The organism is Phenylobacterium sp. (assembly GCF_030645195.1).
Classification (GTDB): Bacteria; Pseudomonadota; Alphaproteobacteria; order Caulobacterales; family Caulobacteraceae; genus Phenylobacterium.
Genome location: NZ_JAUSLW010000118.1, coordinates 1 through 12,631 on the forward strand (window position 1 = coordinate 1; position 12,631 = coordinate 12,631).

Sequence of the window (12,631 nt, forward strand, 5' to 3'; positions counted from 1 at the left end):
GAAGATACGGTCATGAAGGTTCGAAGCTCGCTCAAGTCGCTCAAGACGCGTCACCGCGACTGCAAGCTCGTGCGCCGCAAGGGCGTCGTCTACATCATCAACAAGACCAACCCGCGCTTCAAAGCCAAGCAAGGCTAAGGCGCCGGGGTCCCGGATGCCGAAGGCGGTCATCTGGGACGTTGGTAATGTCGTCGTGCGCTGGAATCCGCGCACGCTCTATTCCCAGATCTTTCCAGAGCCGGTCGCTTGCGACCGGTTCTTGTCGTGCGTCTGCACCATGATCTGGCACGTCAACCACGACCTGGGCGTGACCTTCGCGGACAATCGCGGGCCACTGATCGCCCAGTTCCCGGAATATCGCGACGCGATCGAGGCCTGGGAGACCCGGTGGTGGGACATGTTCTCCGGGACTATCCCTGAGAGCGAGGCCGCCATCGAGGCCCTGCACGCGGCCGGGGTTCCGCAATACGGCCTGACCAACATGTCCGACGAGACCTTCGAGGGCACCATGGCGATGAGCCCGGCCTTCAAGCGCTTGGCCGACATCGTGGTCTCGGGTCGCGAGGGGATGATCAAGCCCGACCCGCGCATCTATGCGCTCGCCTGCGAGCGCTTCGGACTGGCGCCGGAGGACATCGTCTTCATCGACGACAGCCTGGCCAACGTCGAGAGCGCCCGGGCCTTCGGCATCGACACCCACCACTTCACCGACCCGGCGGAGCTGCGGCCGGCGCTGGCCGCGCGGGGGCTGCTCTAGAGCGTGACCGCTGTAGCTTTCCGTGCCCGCATAGATTGCGAACCCCTCCCAGACGGCGCACTCATAGTTCATGGGTCGGGCGGCGAACGGGGCGGCGCGTTGAAGAGACTGAATCGAAAAGGCCGGGAGGTCTGGTTCGGGCGCATCCTGTGGGGCTATTACCCCTGTCACCTGAAGGGGTGGATACTGTTCATCACGGGCATCATCGGAGCAAACGTACTTCTCGAAGCACTTCTAGGCACGACCTGGGAACCGCTGGCTTGGTTTCCCCTGTTTCCAGCCTGCATAGTTGGGCTGCTCATTTTGGCCGACAGGCACGCCGAAGACTGATCGCCCGGAGGTGCCTGGGCCTCAAATGAGTCAAGGCCCCCGGCGTCGCCGCCAGGGGCCGACAGACTATTGAGTCTTGGCGGCGGCCTCGGCGGCGGCGTCGGCCTTGCGGGCCGCCGTGCCGGCGGCGGCGGCGGTGTTGGCCGCGGCGTTGTCCACCGCAGCGGCCGTGCTGGCGGCAGCGGCGTCGGCGTTGGCCGCGGTGTCGTTGGCGGCCGAGGAGGCCGCGGCGCCGGCCTGGTCGGCGGCGGCGGCGGCATGGTCTTCGGTCTTCTGCGAGCAGGCGGCCAGGGTGAGGCTGGCGATAGCCGCCGAGAGGATCAGGGCGAGGCGCATGGGGTTCTCCGTTGGTGTTCAGGGTCTGCGGCGCGCACCCAGCCGACGGGAAGGCCGGGGCGCGCCCGCCTCGAATGAGGCCGAGAAGCTTAACCGCGCAAGGCCGGTTTTGGATGCATGGGCGCGCGGAGGCCGACGCTGGGTCACCCTTGCGACCCGCGGGGCTTCCGGAGCAGGGTGGCGCATCGACTGAAGGACCGTGGCGATGACCTCCCAGCCTCTCCCCTCGATGATCGACCTGACGCCGCTCAACGAGACCTACCGCGCCGATCCCCATGTGGTGCTGGACGACCTGCGGGCCCGATGTCCGGTGCACCGGGACGCCGTCTCCGGCAACTTCGTGATCAGCCGCTATGGCGACGTGCGCGCCATCGTGTCGGACCGGGAGCTGTGGCGTGATCCGCTGCGGGCCGAGCCCGCGGCCATGTTCCAGCGGCAACAGACCCAGGGCTACGACCCCAGCCTGCCGCGCACCAGCCAGGCCAGCATCCTGACCCTGGACGACCCCGACCACGCCCGTATCCGCCAGCCCCTGGCCCAGGCCCTCTACGCCCGGGTGGCGCGCTTCCGTCCGGAGGTGGAGCGCATCGTCGGCGAGGCCCTGGACCGGATGGCGGGGACGGCCAGCCTCGACCTGATGGCGGCCTTCTGCGTGCCGATCCCCATCGACGCCATCGCCTCGATCCTGGGGGTCGACCATGACCGGCTGGCGGAGTTCCGCGAATGGTCGGAGGGCAGCATCCAGGGCCTGAACCCGTTCCGCACGCCGGAGCAGACCGCGGTGATGGAGACCGCCAGCGCGGCGCTATCGGACTATTTCACCAAGACCATCGCCGCCCGGCGCCACACCCCTCGCGACGACCTCATCAGCGACATGGTGGGGCTGCAGGCGGCCGGCGCGGACCTCAGCGACGACGAGCTGCGGATCAATCTCACGGCCCTGCTGATCGGCGGCAACCTCACCACCACCGACCTGATCGGCAACGCCGTGCGCCTGCTGCTGCTCAACCCGGCGGAGCTGGCCAAGCTGAAGGCCGATCCGAAGATCATCAACGGCCTGGTGGAGGAGGTGCTGCGCTACGAGCCGCCGGTGGATATCACCGGCCGGATCGCGTCGGCCGACATGGAGGTGGGCGGTTGTCCGGTGAAGGCCGGCCAGGCCATGACCGTCTCGCTTCGCGCCGCCAACCGCGACCCGGAGGTCTATGAGGACCCGCACCGCTTCGACGTGACCCGCAAGCACAAGCCCCACGTGGCCTTTGGCGGCGGGGCCCATATCTGCATCGGCGCGCCCCTGGCGCGGCTGGAGGCCCAGGTGGCCCTCACCCTGCTGTTCGACCGCTTCCCGAACCTGAAGCTGGCCCATCCCGACGAGACGCCGGAGTGGCGCAGGCTGCCCTTCTTCCGGGGCATGGAGCGGCTGGAGGTGCTCACCTAGGGTTGACTCGTATCAAGGCCGGCGCCCGCGTGCGCCGCCAGGGTCGAGGCTGACGCGCCGCGAGGCGCCCGGGGCCGGATATGGACTCTTCCCACGCGACGCCGGCCTTCGACATCCGGGGCCTGGCCAAGGTCTACAGGACCGAGGCCGGGGAAGTGCACGCCCTGCGCGGCGTCGACCTGCAGATCGCCAAGGGCGAGACCCTGGTGCTGCTGGGGCCCTCGGGCTCGGGCAAGTCCACCCTGCTCAATATCCTGGGGGGCCTGGACCGGGCGAGCTCTGGGTCGGCGCGATTCCATGACCTGGAGCTGACCACCGCCAGCGACCGCGAGCTGACCCGCTACCGGCGGGCCAGCGTGGGCTTCATCTTCCAGTTCTTCAACCTGGTCCCCAGCCTGACGGCGCGGGAGAATGTGGCCCTGATCACCGAGATCTCCCGCGATCCCATGCCGCCCGAGGAGGCGCTCGCCCGGGTCGGCCTGGCGGAGCGACTCGACCACTTCCCCGCCCAGCTCTCCGGCGGCGAGCAGCAGCGGGTGGCCGTGGCCCGCGCCATCGCCAAGCGGCCTGAGCTGTTGTTCTGCGACGAACCCACCGGGTCCCTGGACAGCGAGAGCGGGGTCCGCGTGCTGGAGGCCATCGTCGAGGTCACCGCCGCGGTAGGGGCGACCACCATGATCGTCTCCCACAACACCTCCATCGGGGCCATGGCCGACCGGATCATCCGCTTCCGCGACGGCCAGATCACCGAGGCCGTGGCCAACGCCCACAAGGTCGCCCCCAAGGAGATGGCCTGGTGAAGCCCACCCCCCTGGATCGCAAGGTGCTGCGCGACCTGTGGCGCATGAAATGGCAGGTGATGGCCATCGCCCTGCTGATCGCCTGCGGGGTCTCGGTGGCGGTGATGTCCTTCTCCGCCCAGCGGGCCCTGGCCACCGCCCAGGCCGACTTCTACGCAGAGACCCGCTTCGCCGACGCCTTCGCCCAGGCCAAGCACGCGCCCCTGTCCCTGGCCCGCGAGCTGGCGGCCATCGAAGGCGTGAGCGCGCTGGACGTGCGCATCGCCGAGGTGGGGCTGATGGACGTGCCGGGCCTGGAGCGCCCGGCCACGGCCCGGCTGATCGCCCTGCCGCAGGACGAGCGGGCGGCGCTGAACGGGATCGTGCTGGTCCAGGGGCGGCTGCCCGACCCCACCCGCACCGACGAGGCCGTGGCCCTGAAGACCTTCATGACCGCCGCCCACCTGCATCTCGGGCAGAGGCTGAGCGCGGTGATCGGCGGGCGGACTTTCGATTTCAAGATCGTCGGCGCGGCCCTGTCGCCGGAATACGTCTATGTGCCGGCCCCGGAATCCTTCATGCCCGACGACGCCCACCAGGGGGTGCTGTGGGCGCCGCGGCCCGCGGTGGAGCGGGTGGCCGGCATGTCGGGGGCCTTCAACACCGCGGCCTTCCGCCTGGCGCCGGGGGCCTCGGCGGCCAGCGTGCTGCAGGACGCCGACCGCATTCTGTCGGCCTATGGCGGCCGGGCGGCCTATGCCCGGGCCGACCAGCCCTCCCACGCCTTCCTGGACGCCGAGCTCAAGGAGCTGTCCACCTCGGCCAGCATCCTGCCGCCGATCTTCCTGCTGATCGCCGCGGCCCTGGTGCATCTGGTGATCACCCGGCTGGTGGAGGCCGAGCGCGAGCAGATCGGCCTGCTCAAGGCCTTCGGCTACAGCGACCTGGAGGCGGCCTCGCCCTATCTGAAGCTGGCCGGCGCCATCGGCCTGACCGGCGCCCTGGCCGGGGGCGTGGCGGGCGGCGCCCTGGGGGCGGCCACCGTCGACCTCTATCGCGAGTATTTCCGCTTTCCCGTCCTGGAGGTGACCTTCCACTGGCCCGCCTTCGCCGGCGCCTCGGCGGTGGCCGTCGCCGCGGCCCTGGGGGGATCGCTGACCGCCGTGCGGCGGGCCGCGGCCCTCTCGCCGGCCGTGGCCATGGCGCCGCCCCGGCCCGCGGCCTATCGCGCCGGCCTGCTGGACCGGCTGGTGCGGGGCGCGGGGGTCGACCAGGCGACCCGGATGATCGTGCGCCACCTGGAGCGGTTCCCGGGCCGCGGCCTGCTGGCGGCGCTTGGCCTGGCCTCCAGCCTCTCCCTGCTGGTGGGGACCCAGTTCCTGTTCGACAGCCTCGATCAGGTGGTGGACCAGGCCTATTACCGGACCCAGAGTTGGACCGACTCGGTGGGCCTGGCCGAGGCGCGGGGGCTCGCCGCCGTGGCCGAGATCGGCCGCCTGCCCGGGGTGACGGCGGCCGAGCCGGTACGGGTCGTCGCCGCCCGCCTGAAGGCGGCCGGGCGCGAGGAGACCACCCGCCTGGTGGGGCTGGAGTCGGACGCCCGCCTGCAGCGGCCCCTGGACGCCCGCGACCGGCCCATCCCCTTCAAGGGCGAGGGCCTGGTGGTGAGCGAGGCCCTGGCCGGGCGGCTGTCCCTGCGTCCCGGCGACCGGGTCTGGGTGGACGTCCTGGACGGTCGGGCCTCCAGCGGCCTGATGACCATCACCGCGCTCGCCCGCGACTACAGCGGCTTCGCCGCCTATCTGGACCGCCGGGCCCTGAACCGGCTGCTGGGGGAGGGCGACCTGGCCAACCGCGCCGAGCTGCTGGTGGCGGCCGACGCGCGGCCGGCCTTCTACCGCGCCGTGGCCGACCGGCCCGGGATCATCGGCGCCTCCTCGCGGGACGAGACGGTGGCCGCCTGGCGCCAAGCCATGGCGGAGGCCTTCCGCATGACCCTGACCTTCTATGTCGGATTCGCCGCCGCCATCGCCTTCGGGGTGGCCTACAACGTCACCCGCATCTCGCTGTCGGAGCGGTCACGGGACCTGGCCACCCTGCACGTCCTGGGCTTCGGCCACGGGGAGTGCGCCTATATCCTGGCGGGCGAACTGGCGGTGCTGGCCCTGGCGGCGATCCCCCTGGGGGTGCTGGGGGGCCAGGGCCTGGCCCACGGCCTGGTGGCGGCCTATTCGCGAGACGAACTGCGGCTGCCGGCGGTGATCACCGCCCAGAGCTATGGCGTGGCGATGGCGGCCTATCTCATCGCCGTCCTGCTGGGCGGGGTGCTGGTGGTGCGCCGCGTCTGGAATCTCGATCTCGTAAGCGTTCTCAAGACCAGGGAGTAGGACCGTGGCCGACATCAAGTGGGTGAGGTGGGCCCTGGGCGGGGCGGCGGCGGCGGCGGCGGTCGGCGCCCTGGCCCTGCTGCTGGCCCCGCGGCCCGTGCCGGTGGACGTCGGGACCGCCCGGCTGGGCCCCATCGCCCAGACCGTGGCCGATCAGGGGCTGGCGCGGGTGCGGGAGGCCTATCTGGTGGCCGCCCCGGTGTCCGGGCGGCTGGAACGCGTCGACCTGCACGTGGGCGATCAGGTGATCGCCGGGACGACGGTGGTGGCCAGGATCCGCCCCGCCAGCGCCGACCTGCTGGACCCCCGGGCCCGGGCCCAGGCCGAGGCCTCCCTGGCGGCGGCCGACGCCGCGGTGGGGGCGGCCCAGGCCCAGCGCGAGCAACTGGCGGCCCAGGCGCGCAAGGCCGAGGCCGACCTCGGCCGGGTCCGCATCCTGGCCGGCAAGGGCTTCGCCGCCCGCCAGACCCTGGACGCCGCCGAGGCCGAGGCCCGCGCCAGCCGCGCGGCGGTGCGCGCGGCCACCGCTCAGCTGGAGGTCAGCCGCTCGCAGCTGGCGGTGGCCCGCGCGGCCCTGCTCGGGCCGGAGGCCGGCGGCGGTCGGACCGTGGCGGTGACCTCGCCGGCCTCGGGCTATGTCACCCGCGTCCTGCAGGAGAGCGAGGCGCCGCTCGCGATGGGGGCGCCCCTGCTGGAGGTCAGCGACCAGAGGGGCCTGGAGGCGGCCATCGAGTTCCTGTCCCAGGACGCGGTGCGGATCGCCGAGGGCATGCCGGCCGAGATCTACGACTGGGGCGGACTCGGGACCCTGCCGGCGGTGGTGCGCCGGGTGGAGCCCCAGGCCTTCACCAAGACCTCGGCCCTGGGGGTCGAGGAGCAGAGGGTCCGGGTGCTGCTGCAGCTCACCGGACCGGCGGCGACCTGGGCGCGCCTGGGGCCCGGCTACCGCGTCTGGGGCCGGGTGATCCTGCGCCAGGCGCCCCGCGCCCTGAAGGCGCCCCTGGGCGCCCTGGTGCGCGCGGACGGCGGCTGGGCGGTCTATCGGATCGAGGGCGGCAGGGCGCGGCTAGCCCCCATCAAGGTGGGCGCCCTCACCGACCGCGAGGCCGAGGTGCAGTCGGGCCTCGCGGCTGGCGACCGGCTGGTGGTCTTCCCCTCCGACAAGGTCCGCGACGGCGCGCGGGTGAAGGAACGGGCGGTGACGGCGAACTGAGGGCTCAGAGCGGATGACAGGCATCGACCACGACGCTAGTGTCCGGCGCTTTCCAGCCTCCGACCCGCGAGTTCCCATGGCCGACGACGCCACCGCCCACGCCGACATCCTGAACCAGACGGCCCAGGGCCAGCTGAAGAGCATCATCGAGCGCATCGAGCGGCTCGAGCAGGAGAAGTCGGAGATCGCCGAGCAGATCAAGGAGGTCTTCGCCGAGGCCAAGGGCAACGGCTTCGACGTCAAGATCCTGCGCAAGGTGATCCGCATCCGCAAGCAGGACGCCGCCAAGCGCCAGGAAGAAGACGCCATCCTGGACCTCTACCTCTCCGCGCTCGGAGTGATTTGAAGCGGGGGCCACCAGATCGGAAGGCGCAGGCCCAGCGGGCCGCGCTGAACGCCCTGAAACGCGCCCAGCGCACGGCCGACAAGGCCGGCGTGAAGCTCTCCGACTGGGAGGGCGAATTCCTCGAATCGGTCACCGAGCGGGTGAAGACCTACGGCCGCGCCTTCGCCGACCCCGAGAAGGGCGGCGCGGGCGAGGCCTTCTCGGTCATGCAGCACATCAAGCTGAAAGAGATCGTCGCCAAGGCCAAGGGCGAGAAGAAGCCGCCCCCGGCCCGTCGCGGCTTCAAGCGGCGCGGGCCGCCCAAGGTCGATAAAGACGGCGCCTAGCGCATGGCCTCCGACGACACCCTTCCCGAGCTGATCGCGAGGGCGAGGCGGGCGGCGCTGACCCTGCGCGCCACGACCCTGAAACAACGCGGGGCCCACCACGCCGTCTATGTAGTTCTGCTGGAGGACCCGCGCCGGCCCTGCCGCTGGGGCCTCTATGTCGGCGAGACCTCCCGCGACCCCGACCTGCGCTTCGATCAGCACAAGACCGGCTACAAGGCCAGCCGCTGGGTGAACCGCTTCGGCGTCCGCCTGCTCCCCGACGTGGTGGAGCACCTCAATCCCCTCAAGCGCTGGGAAGCCATCGACCTGGAGGAAGCGCTCGCCGACGCCTTCCGCAAGGCCGGCGTGGCCTGGGTCGAGGGCGGCCACTAGGGGCGCACGCTACTGGACGGGTGGCTGTCTGATGTCCTTCTCCCCTTGCGGGAGAAGGTGGCGCGCGAGGGCGCGCCGGATGAGGGGTCGCGCTCCCCTCTCCGCAGTCCTGGCAAGGGGCTCGCCGGCCAGATCTATCGACCCCTCATCCGACCCTGCTCCACAGGGCCACCTTCTCCCGCAAGGGGAGAAGGGATCTAGGCGTCGCCTCTATTGGGTCCTGGGCCTGCTAGACCTCGCGGCCGATCGGATAGAGCAGGTAGCGGTCGTCGTAGAAGGGCGTGCGCTCATAGAACCAGGCCAGGCGGGCGGCGGCGTCCTTGGCGAACTCCGGCTCGGCGGCCAGCTTGGCCTCGAAGGCGGCGCGCAGGCCTGCGTCCGCCGTCAGCATGCGGTCGGCCAGGGGGGCGATGGCGTAGGGCTCGATATATTCCACCCGGGTCAGCACCTCCGGGACCATGCCCCAGGAAAAGAAGCTCTCGCTGGACTGCGGCTCCAGCAGCAGGACCACCAGGTCCCCCAGGGGCTGATCGGTGGAGATCCGCACCGAGCCGGGGGAGAAGGTCCAGTCGCGGCGTTCGGGTGCGACGTCCTTCACGGTGATCGCCACGTGCCCCTCGGCCGCCTGGGTGGCGATCTTTGGCGTGGTCAGCCGCAGCATCTCCACGCTGACCGTCTTGGGCGCGCTAAGCGCCTCCATCGCTACGCCATGCAGGGCCAGACGCTCGATCAGGTCCTTGCGGTAACCCGGGACCCAATAGGCGCTGGGCCGCGAGAGCGTCACGGTCGGCTCCGACAGGAAGTGGGGCAGGGACCACAGCGTCGGGTCCGGCTCCCCCAGCCAGCGGATCTCCCGCCGGCCCGAGGCCGCGCTCTCATAGGTGTCGTACCGGATCCCCATGAAGGTCCGGATGCGGGCGGGTTCCTTGGCCCGGACGAAGTTGGTCGGGATCCGCGCTGGCCGCAGGGCCCGATCCGCCGTGATCGCCGCCCGCAGCCCCGCGCCTTGGCGGGCCAGCAGGCCCAGCGCGGTCTCCAGGAAGACATAGGTGGCCAGGACCCGCTGGGCGTGGGGCTTGAGGCTGTGGTTCTCGATCAGGATGGTGGGGACGTGGGCGGCCGCGCCCCAGCCATTGGAGAACCGCTCGCCGAGTCCGCCGTCGGAGAGCCCCGCCTTGGGATCGTCCTCGTCTAGGCCGAACACCAGCTCGCCGGGGATATGGCCCTCGGCCTCCAGGCTGGCGTTCATGGCGGGCTTGAAGACGTCGTCGAGCCACTTGGCGATGGCCGGGGAGCGCGACCAGGAGCCTTCCTCACCATTGTAGCCGTAGGTCAGGTCGTACTGATAATCGAGGCCGTCGGTGACGTGGATGTCGACATAGAGGTCGGGCCGGTACCTGTTCAGCAGGCTCCGCGCCGCCTGCATCTCCGGCTGGTCCAGCTTCATGTAGTCGCGGTTGAGGTTCTGGTTGGTGGCGGTGTTGCGCCAGCCCTGGATCCGGGGACCGCGCTGGTTGGGCCGCGAATAGACCGAGGCGCGCTCGTGGCCGTCGACGCTGAGGATGGGGGCCAGGATCAGGTTCGCCCGGTCCAGCAGGTGGTCCTTGCCGTTGAAGGCGATGTCGCGCAGCAGCATCATGCCCGCGTCCTTGCCGTCGATCTCGCCCGGATGGATGCCGGCCTGGGCCAGCAGCACCGGCTTTTTCGGATCGAAGGTTTCGCCGTCCTTGCTGGCGATCACCGCATAGATCGGCCGCCCCTCCGGCGAGGTTCCGAACACCTCGATGCGGATCCAGGGCGAGGCCGCCTCTAGCCGGTCGAACCAGACACGGGTGGCGGCGTAGTCGGGGCTGAAATTGTGCTCAGGGTCGGCCTCGAAGGCGGTGACCCAGGGGTCGGTGGCCGGCCGCAGCAGGGCCTGGCTGGCGCCCTGCCAGGGCGGGGCGGGGGGCAGGAAGTCCTGGTCCCAGGGGGCGAGGGGAGAGGCGGGGGCGTCGACCATCTGCAGGCTCACTCCGGACGCGGCGAAGCCTGGCTCCGACGCGAGCTTGAACCTGTCCTCCTTGCGGGAGCCGGCCGCCCCTGTCGAGGGCCGGCCCGAGCCTCATCCGTCAGGCGACGGCGGCGGCGTCCTCGCCTTCGCCGTCCTTCAGGATACCGTCCAGCCCCTGTTCGCGGACCTTGCGGTAGAGGGTGGAGCGACCGATGCCGAGCCGGCGGGCCACCTCGCTCATGTGGCCGGCATAGATCTCTATGGCCAGCTGGATGAGGTCGCGCTCGATCTCCTCCAGGGTCCGCAGGTGGCCGCGGCCGTCGAGGATGCGCACCGGCGAGTCCTGGGGGATCTCGCTCATCAGCTGCTGGGCGGTGGGCAGGGACGGGGGTTGGGCCATCAGGGCGGTCGGCGAGACGGCCTCCGGCGGCGGGGCGGCGACCCCGGAGATGGCCGGGAAGTCGTAGGGCTGCAGATAGGGTGAATCGGCCAGCACGATGGCGCGATAGACCGCGTTCTCCAGCTGGCGGACATTGCCCGGCCAGTCGAAGGCGGTGAGGAAGGCCAGGGTCTCGGGCGAGGCGCCCACCACCGACTTGCCCTCCTCGATATTGAAGCGGCGGATGAAGTGCTCCACCAGGGCCGGGATGTCCTCGCGGCGGTTGCGCAGGGCCGGGGCCTCGATGGGGAAGACGTTGAGGCGGTAGAACAGGTCCTCGCGGAACAGGCCGTCCTTCACCGCCTGGGCCGGGTCGCGGTTGGTGGCCGAGACGATGCGGACGTCCACCTTCAGCGAGCGCTTGGAGCCGATGGCGTCGACCTCGCCCTCCTGCAGCACCCGCAGCAGCTTGACCTGCATGTCCAGCGGCAGCTCGCCCACCTCGTCGAGGAACAGGGTGCCACCATTGGCCTCCTGGAACTTGCCCAGGTGCTTGTCGGTGGCGCCGGTGAAGCTGCCCTTCTCGTGACCGAACAGGATGCTTTCGATCAGGTTCTCGGGGATGGCGCCGCAGTTCACCGCCACAAAGGGCTTGCCGGCGCGGTCGGACGATCCGTGCACGGCGCGGGCGATGACTTCCTTGCCGACCCCGCTCTCGCCGGTGATCAGGATGGGGATGGAGGACTTGGCCGCCCGCTCGCCGAGCCGCTTGACCATGGTCATGGCCGGGGAGTCGCCGACCATGTCGGCGAAGCTGGCGCGGCCGGTCGTATGCTTCTTCAGCCGCTCGACCTCGCTCTTCAGGGAGCCGAGGTTGAGCGCATTGCGGATGGAGACGATGATGCGTTCCGGCGAGGCCGGCTTGACGAAGAAGTCGCAGGCGCCGGCCTGCATGGCGGCGACCACGGTGTCGATGCCGCCGGTGGCGGTGACCACGATCACCGGCTGCTGGTGACCGCGGGCCCGCATCTCCTTGAGGGTCTCCTGGCCGGTGATGCCGGGCATCACCAGGTCCAGCAGCACCAGGTCGGTCGGCGCGCCCGACTGCAGCCGGGCGATCGCCTGGTCGCCGTTCTCGGCGTGGACCGCGACAAAGCCCTCCCGCTCCAGGACCGCCTGGATCAGCCTGCGCTGTGTCGGGTCGTCATCGACGACTAGGACCGTCTTGGTCATTTGAAAACACCCACCAGAACCGGGCGCCGCCGCATGGACGAGGCCTCTTGTTGACCCGGATTGATACAGGCCTTGGGTAAAGGACGCGTTTCGGAGTCCTGAGTCGGGCGTTAACGGCGGGGGCTTGCGCACAGCCAAGCTCCGGCGCTCTCATCGGACAAAACAGGGGGAGGACGCCGATGTTCGTGGGTCACTACGCCGCCGCGCTCGCGGCCAAGAGCGTCGAGCCGCGCGGGCCGCTCTGGACCTATGTCCTGGGCTGCCAGCTGATCGACGTGGCCTGGGGCGGGCTGATCGCCACCGGCGTCGAGCGGGTCACCGTCGACCCCAGTCTGCCGGGCAGCGCGTTGGTTCTGGAGCACATGCCCTACACCCACAGCCTGCCGGCCTCGATCGCCTGGTCGGTGGGCGCGGCCCTGCTGGCGCGCCTGGTCCTGCGCCTGCCCTGGAAGGTGGCGGTGGTGATCGCGCTCACGGTCTTCTCCCACTGGCTGGCCGATTTCCTGGTCCACCGCCCCGACCTGGAACTGTGGTTCGGCGGGGAGAAGGTGGGGCTGGGGCTGTGGAACTATCCGGTCCCCGAACAGGCCGTGGAGATCGGCCTGCTGGGGCTCGCCGCGGCGGCCTGGACCTGGCGGCGCGCCAAGCTCGGCCAGGGGCTGTGGCCGGCCCTGATCTTCGTCGGCCTGCTGCTGGCCCTGCAGCTCTACGCCATGCTGCAACCGGCCAATCCCGACCC

Annotated in this window: 13 protein-coding genes; 10 read left to right on the forward strand and 3 right to left on the reverse strand. The window is 70.8% G+C overall.

From position 1 onward, the window contains the following. Positions 1-12: 12 nt before the first annotated feature. Positions 13-138: a type B 50S ribosomal protein L36 gene (gene ykgO / locus Q7T09_RS10430; protein WP_111456358.1), complete on the forward strand. Its 126-nt coding sequence runs from the start codon at positions 13-15 to the stop codon at positions 136-138. Between the two features lie 16 nt (positions 139-154). Then, complete coding sequence (locus Q7T09_RS10435) at positions 155-757, forward strand: HAD family phosphatase (RefSeq protein WP_304699544.1); 603 nt, start codon at positions 155-157, stop codon at positions 755-757. 396 nt (positions 758-1,153) lie between these two features. Here the strand turns inward: Q7T09_RS10435 and Q7T09_RS10440 are convergent, their stop codons facing one another. Next, the gene (locus Q7T09_RS10440) at positions 1,154-1,423 is read right to left on the reverse strand and encodes a hypothetical protein (RefSeq protein WP_304699545.1); all 270 of its coding nucleotides are present in this window, start codon (positions 1,421-1,423) and stop codon (positions 1,154-1,156) included. A gap of 205 nt (positions 1,424-1,628) precedes the next feature. Here Q7T09_RS10440 and Q7T09_RS10445 point away from each other — a divergent pair, with 205 nt between their 5' ends. From Q7T09_RS10445 to Q7T09_RS10475, 7 genes are all read left to right on the forward strand, one after another. Continuing rightward, entirely contained in the window at positions 1,629-2,861 is a 1,233-nt protein-coding gene (locus Q7T09_RS10445; RefSeq protein WP_304699546.1) for a cytochrome P450, read from the forward strand. An 80-nt stretch (positions 2,862-2,941) separates the two neighbouring features. Next, positions 2,942-3,661, forward strand: a complete 720-nt coding sequence (locus Q7T09_RS10450; protein ID WP_304699547.1) for an ABC transporter ATP-binding protein — start codon at positions 2,942-2,944, stop codon at positions 3,659-3,661. Then, positions 3,658-6,027 (forward strand): ABC transporter permease, encoded by a 2,370-nt coding sequence (locus tag Q7T09_RS10455; RefSeq protein ID WP_304699548.1) that lies wholly within the window; start codon positions 3,658-3,660, stop codon positions 6,025-6,027. The genes Q7T09_RS10450 and Q7T09_RS10455 overlap by 4 nt, the downstream gene beginning before the upstream one ends. Before the next feature lie 4 nt (positions 6,028-6,031). After that, positions 6,032-7,240 (forward strand): efflux RND transporter periplasmic adaptor subunit, encoded by a 1,209-nt coding sequence (locus Q7T09_RS10460; RefSeq protein WP_304699549.1) that lies wholly within the window; start codon positions 6,032-6,034, stop codon positions 7,238-7,240. Positions 7,241-7,316: 76 nt separating this feature from the next. Next, positions 7,317-7,586: a DUF2312 domain-containing protein gene (locus Q7T09_RS10465; protein WP_304699550.1), complete on the forward strand. Its 270-nt coding sequence runs from the start codon at positions 7,317-7,319 to the stop codon at positions 7,584-7,586. Next, positions 7,583-7,912 carry a hypothetical protein gene (locus Q7T09_RS10470; RefSeq protein WP_304699551.1) on the forward strand — a complete coding sequence of 110 codons (330 nt, stop codon included), beginning with the start codon at positions 7,583-7,585 and terminating at the stop codon, positions 7,910-7,912. The genes Q7T09_RS10465 and Q7T09_RS10470 overlap by 4 nt, the downstream gene beginning before the upstream one ends. Before the next feature lie 3 nt (positions 7,913-7,915). Next, positions 7,916-8,287: a hypothetical protein gene (locus tag Q7T09_RS10475; protein ID WP_304699552.1), complete on the forward strand. Its 372-nt coding sequence runs from the start codon at positions 7,916-7,918 to the stop codon at positions 8,285-8,287. A gap of 229 nt (positions 8,288-8,516) precedes the next feature. Here the strand turns inward: Q7T09_RS10475 and Q7T09_RS10480 are convergent, their stop codons facing one another. Both Q7T09_RS10480 and Q7T09_RS10485 read right to left on the reverse strand, forming a co-directional pair. Then, entirely contained in the window at positions 8,517-10,289 is a 1,773-nt protein-coding gene (locus tag Q7T09_RS10480) for a M14 family metallopeptidase (RefSeq protein ID WP_304699553.1), read from the reverse strand. 109 nt (positions 10,290-10,398) lie between these two features. Next, complete coding sequence (locus Q7T09_RS10485) at positions 10,399-11,892, reverse strand: sigma-54 dependent transcriptional regulator (protein WP_304699554.1); 1,494 nt, start codon at positions 11,890-11,892, stop codon at positions 10,399-10,401. A 179-nt stretch (positions 11,893-12,071) separates the two neighbouring features. Between Q7T09_RS10485 and Q7T09_RS10490 the strand changes: the two genes are divergently transcribed. Next, positions 12,072-12,631, forward strand: a 560-nt coding sequence (locus Q7T09_RS10490; protein ID WP_304699555.1) for a hypothetical protein, incomplete at its 3' end; no start/stop codon positions are given.

Excerpts from the sequence above, each read along its gene's own strand:
- ykgO (WP_111456358.1), top strand. The coding sequence starts at position 13 with ATGAAGGTTCGAAGCTCGCTCAAGTCGCTCAAGACGCGTCACCGCGAC.
- Q7T09_RS10485 (WP_304699554.1), bottom strand. The coding sequence starts at position 11,892 with ATGACCAAGACGGTCCTAGTCGTCGATGACGACCCGACACAGCGCAGG.
- Q7T09_RS10480 (WP_304699553.1), bottom strand. The coding sequence starts at position 10,289 with ATGGTCGACGCCCCCGCCTCTCCCCTCGCCCCCTGGGACCAGGACTTC.
- Q7T09_RS10465 (WP_304699550.1), top strand. The coding sequence starts at position 7,317 with ATGGCCGACGACGCCACCGCCCACGCCGACATCCTGAACCAGACGGCC.
- Q7T09_RS10450 (WP_304699547.1), top strand. The coding sequence starts at position 2,942 with ATGGACTCTTCCCACGCGACGCCGGCCTTCGACATCCGGGGCCTGGCC.
- Q7T09_RS10445 (WP_304699546.1), top strand. The coding sequence starts at position 1,629 with ATGACCTCCCAGCCTCTCCCCTCGATGATCGACCTGACGCCGCTCAAC.
- Q7T09_RS10440 (WP_304699545.1), bottom strand. The coding sequence starts at position 1,423 with ATGCGCCTCGCCCTGATCCTCTCGGCGGCTATCGCCAGCCTCACCCTG.
- Q7T09_RS10435 (WP_304699544.1), top strand. The coding sequence starts at position 155 with ATGCCGAAGGCGGTCATCTGGGACGTTGGTAATGTCGTCGTGCGCTGG.
- Q7T09_RS10475 (WP_304699552.1), top strand. The coding sequence starts at position 7,916 with ATGGCCTCCGACGACACCCTTCCCGAGCTGATCGCGAGGGCGAGGCGG.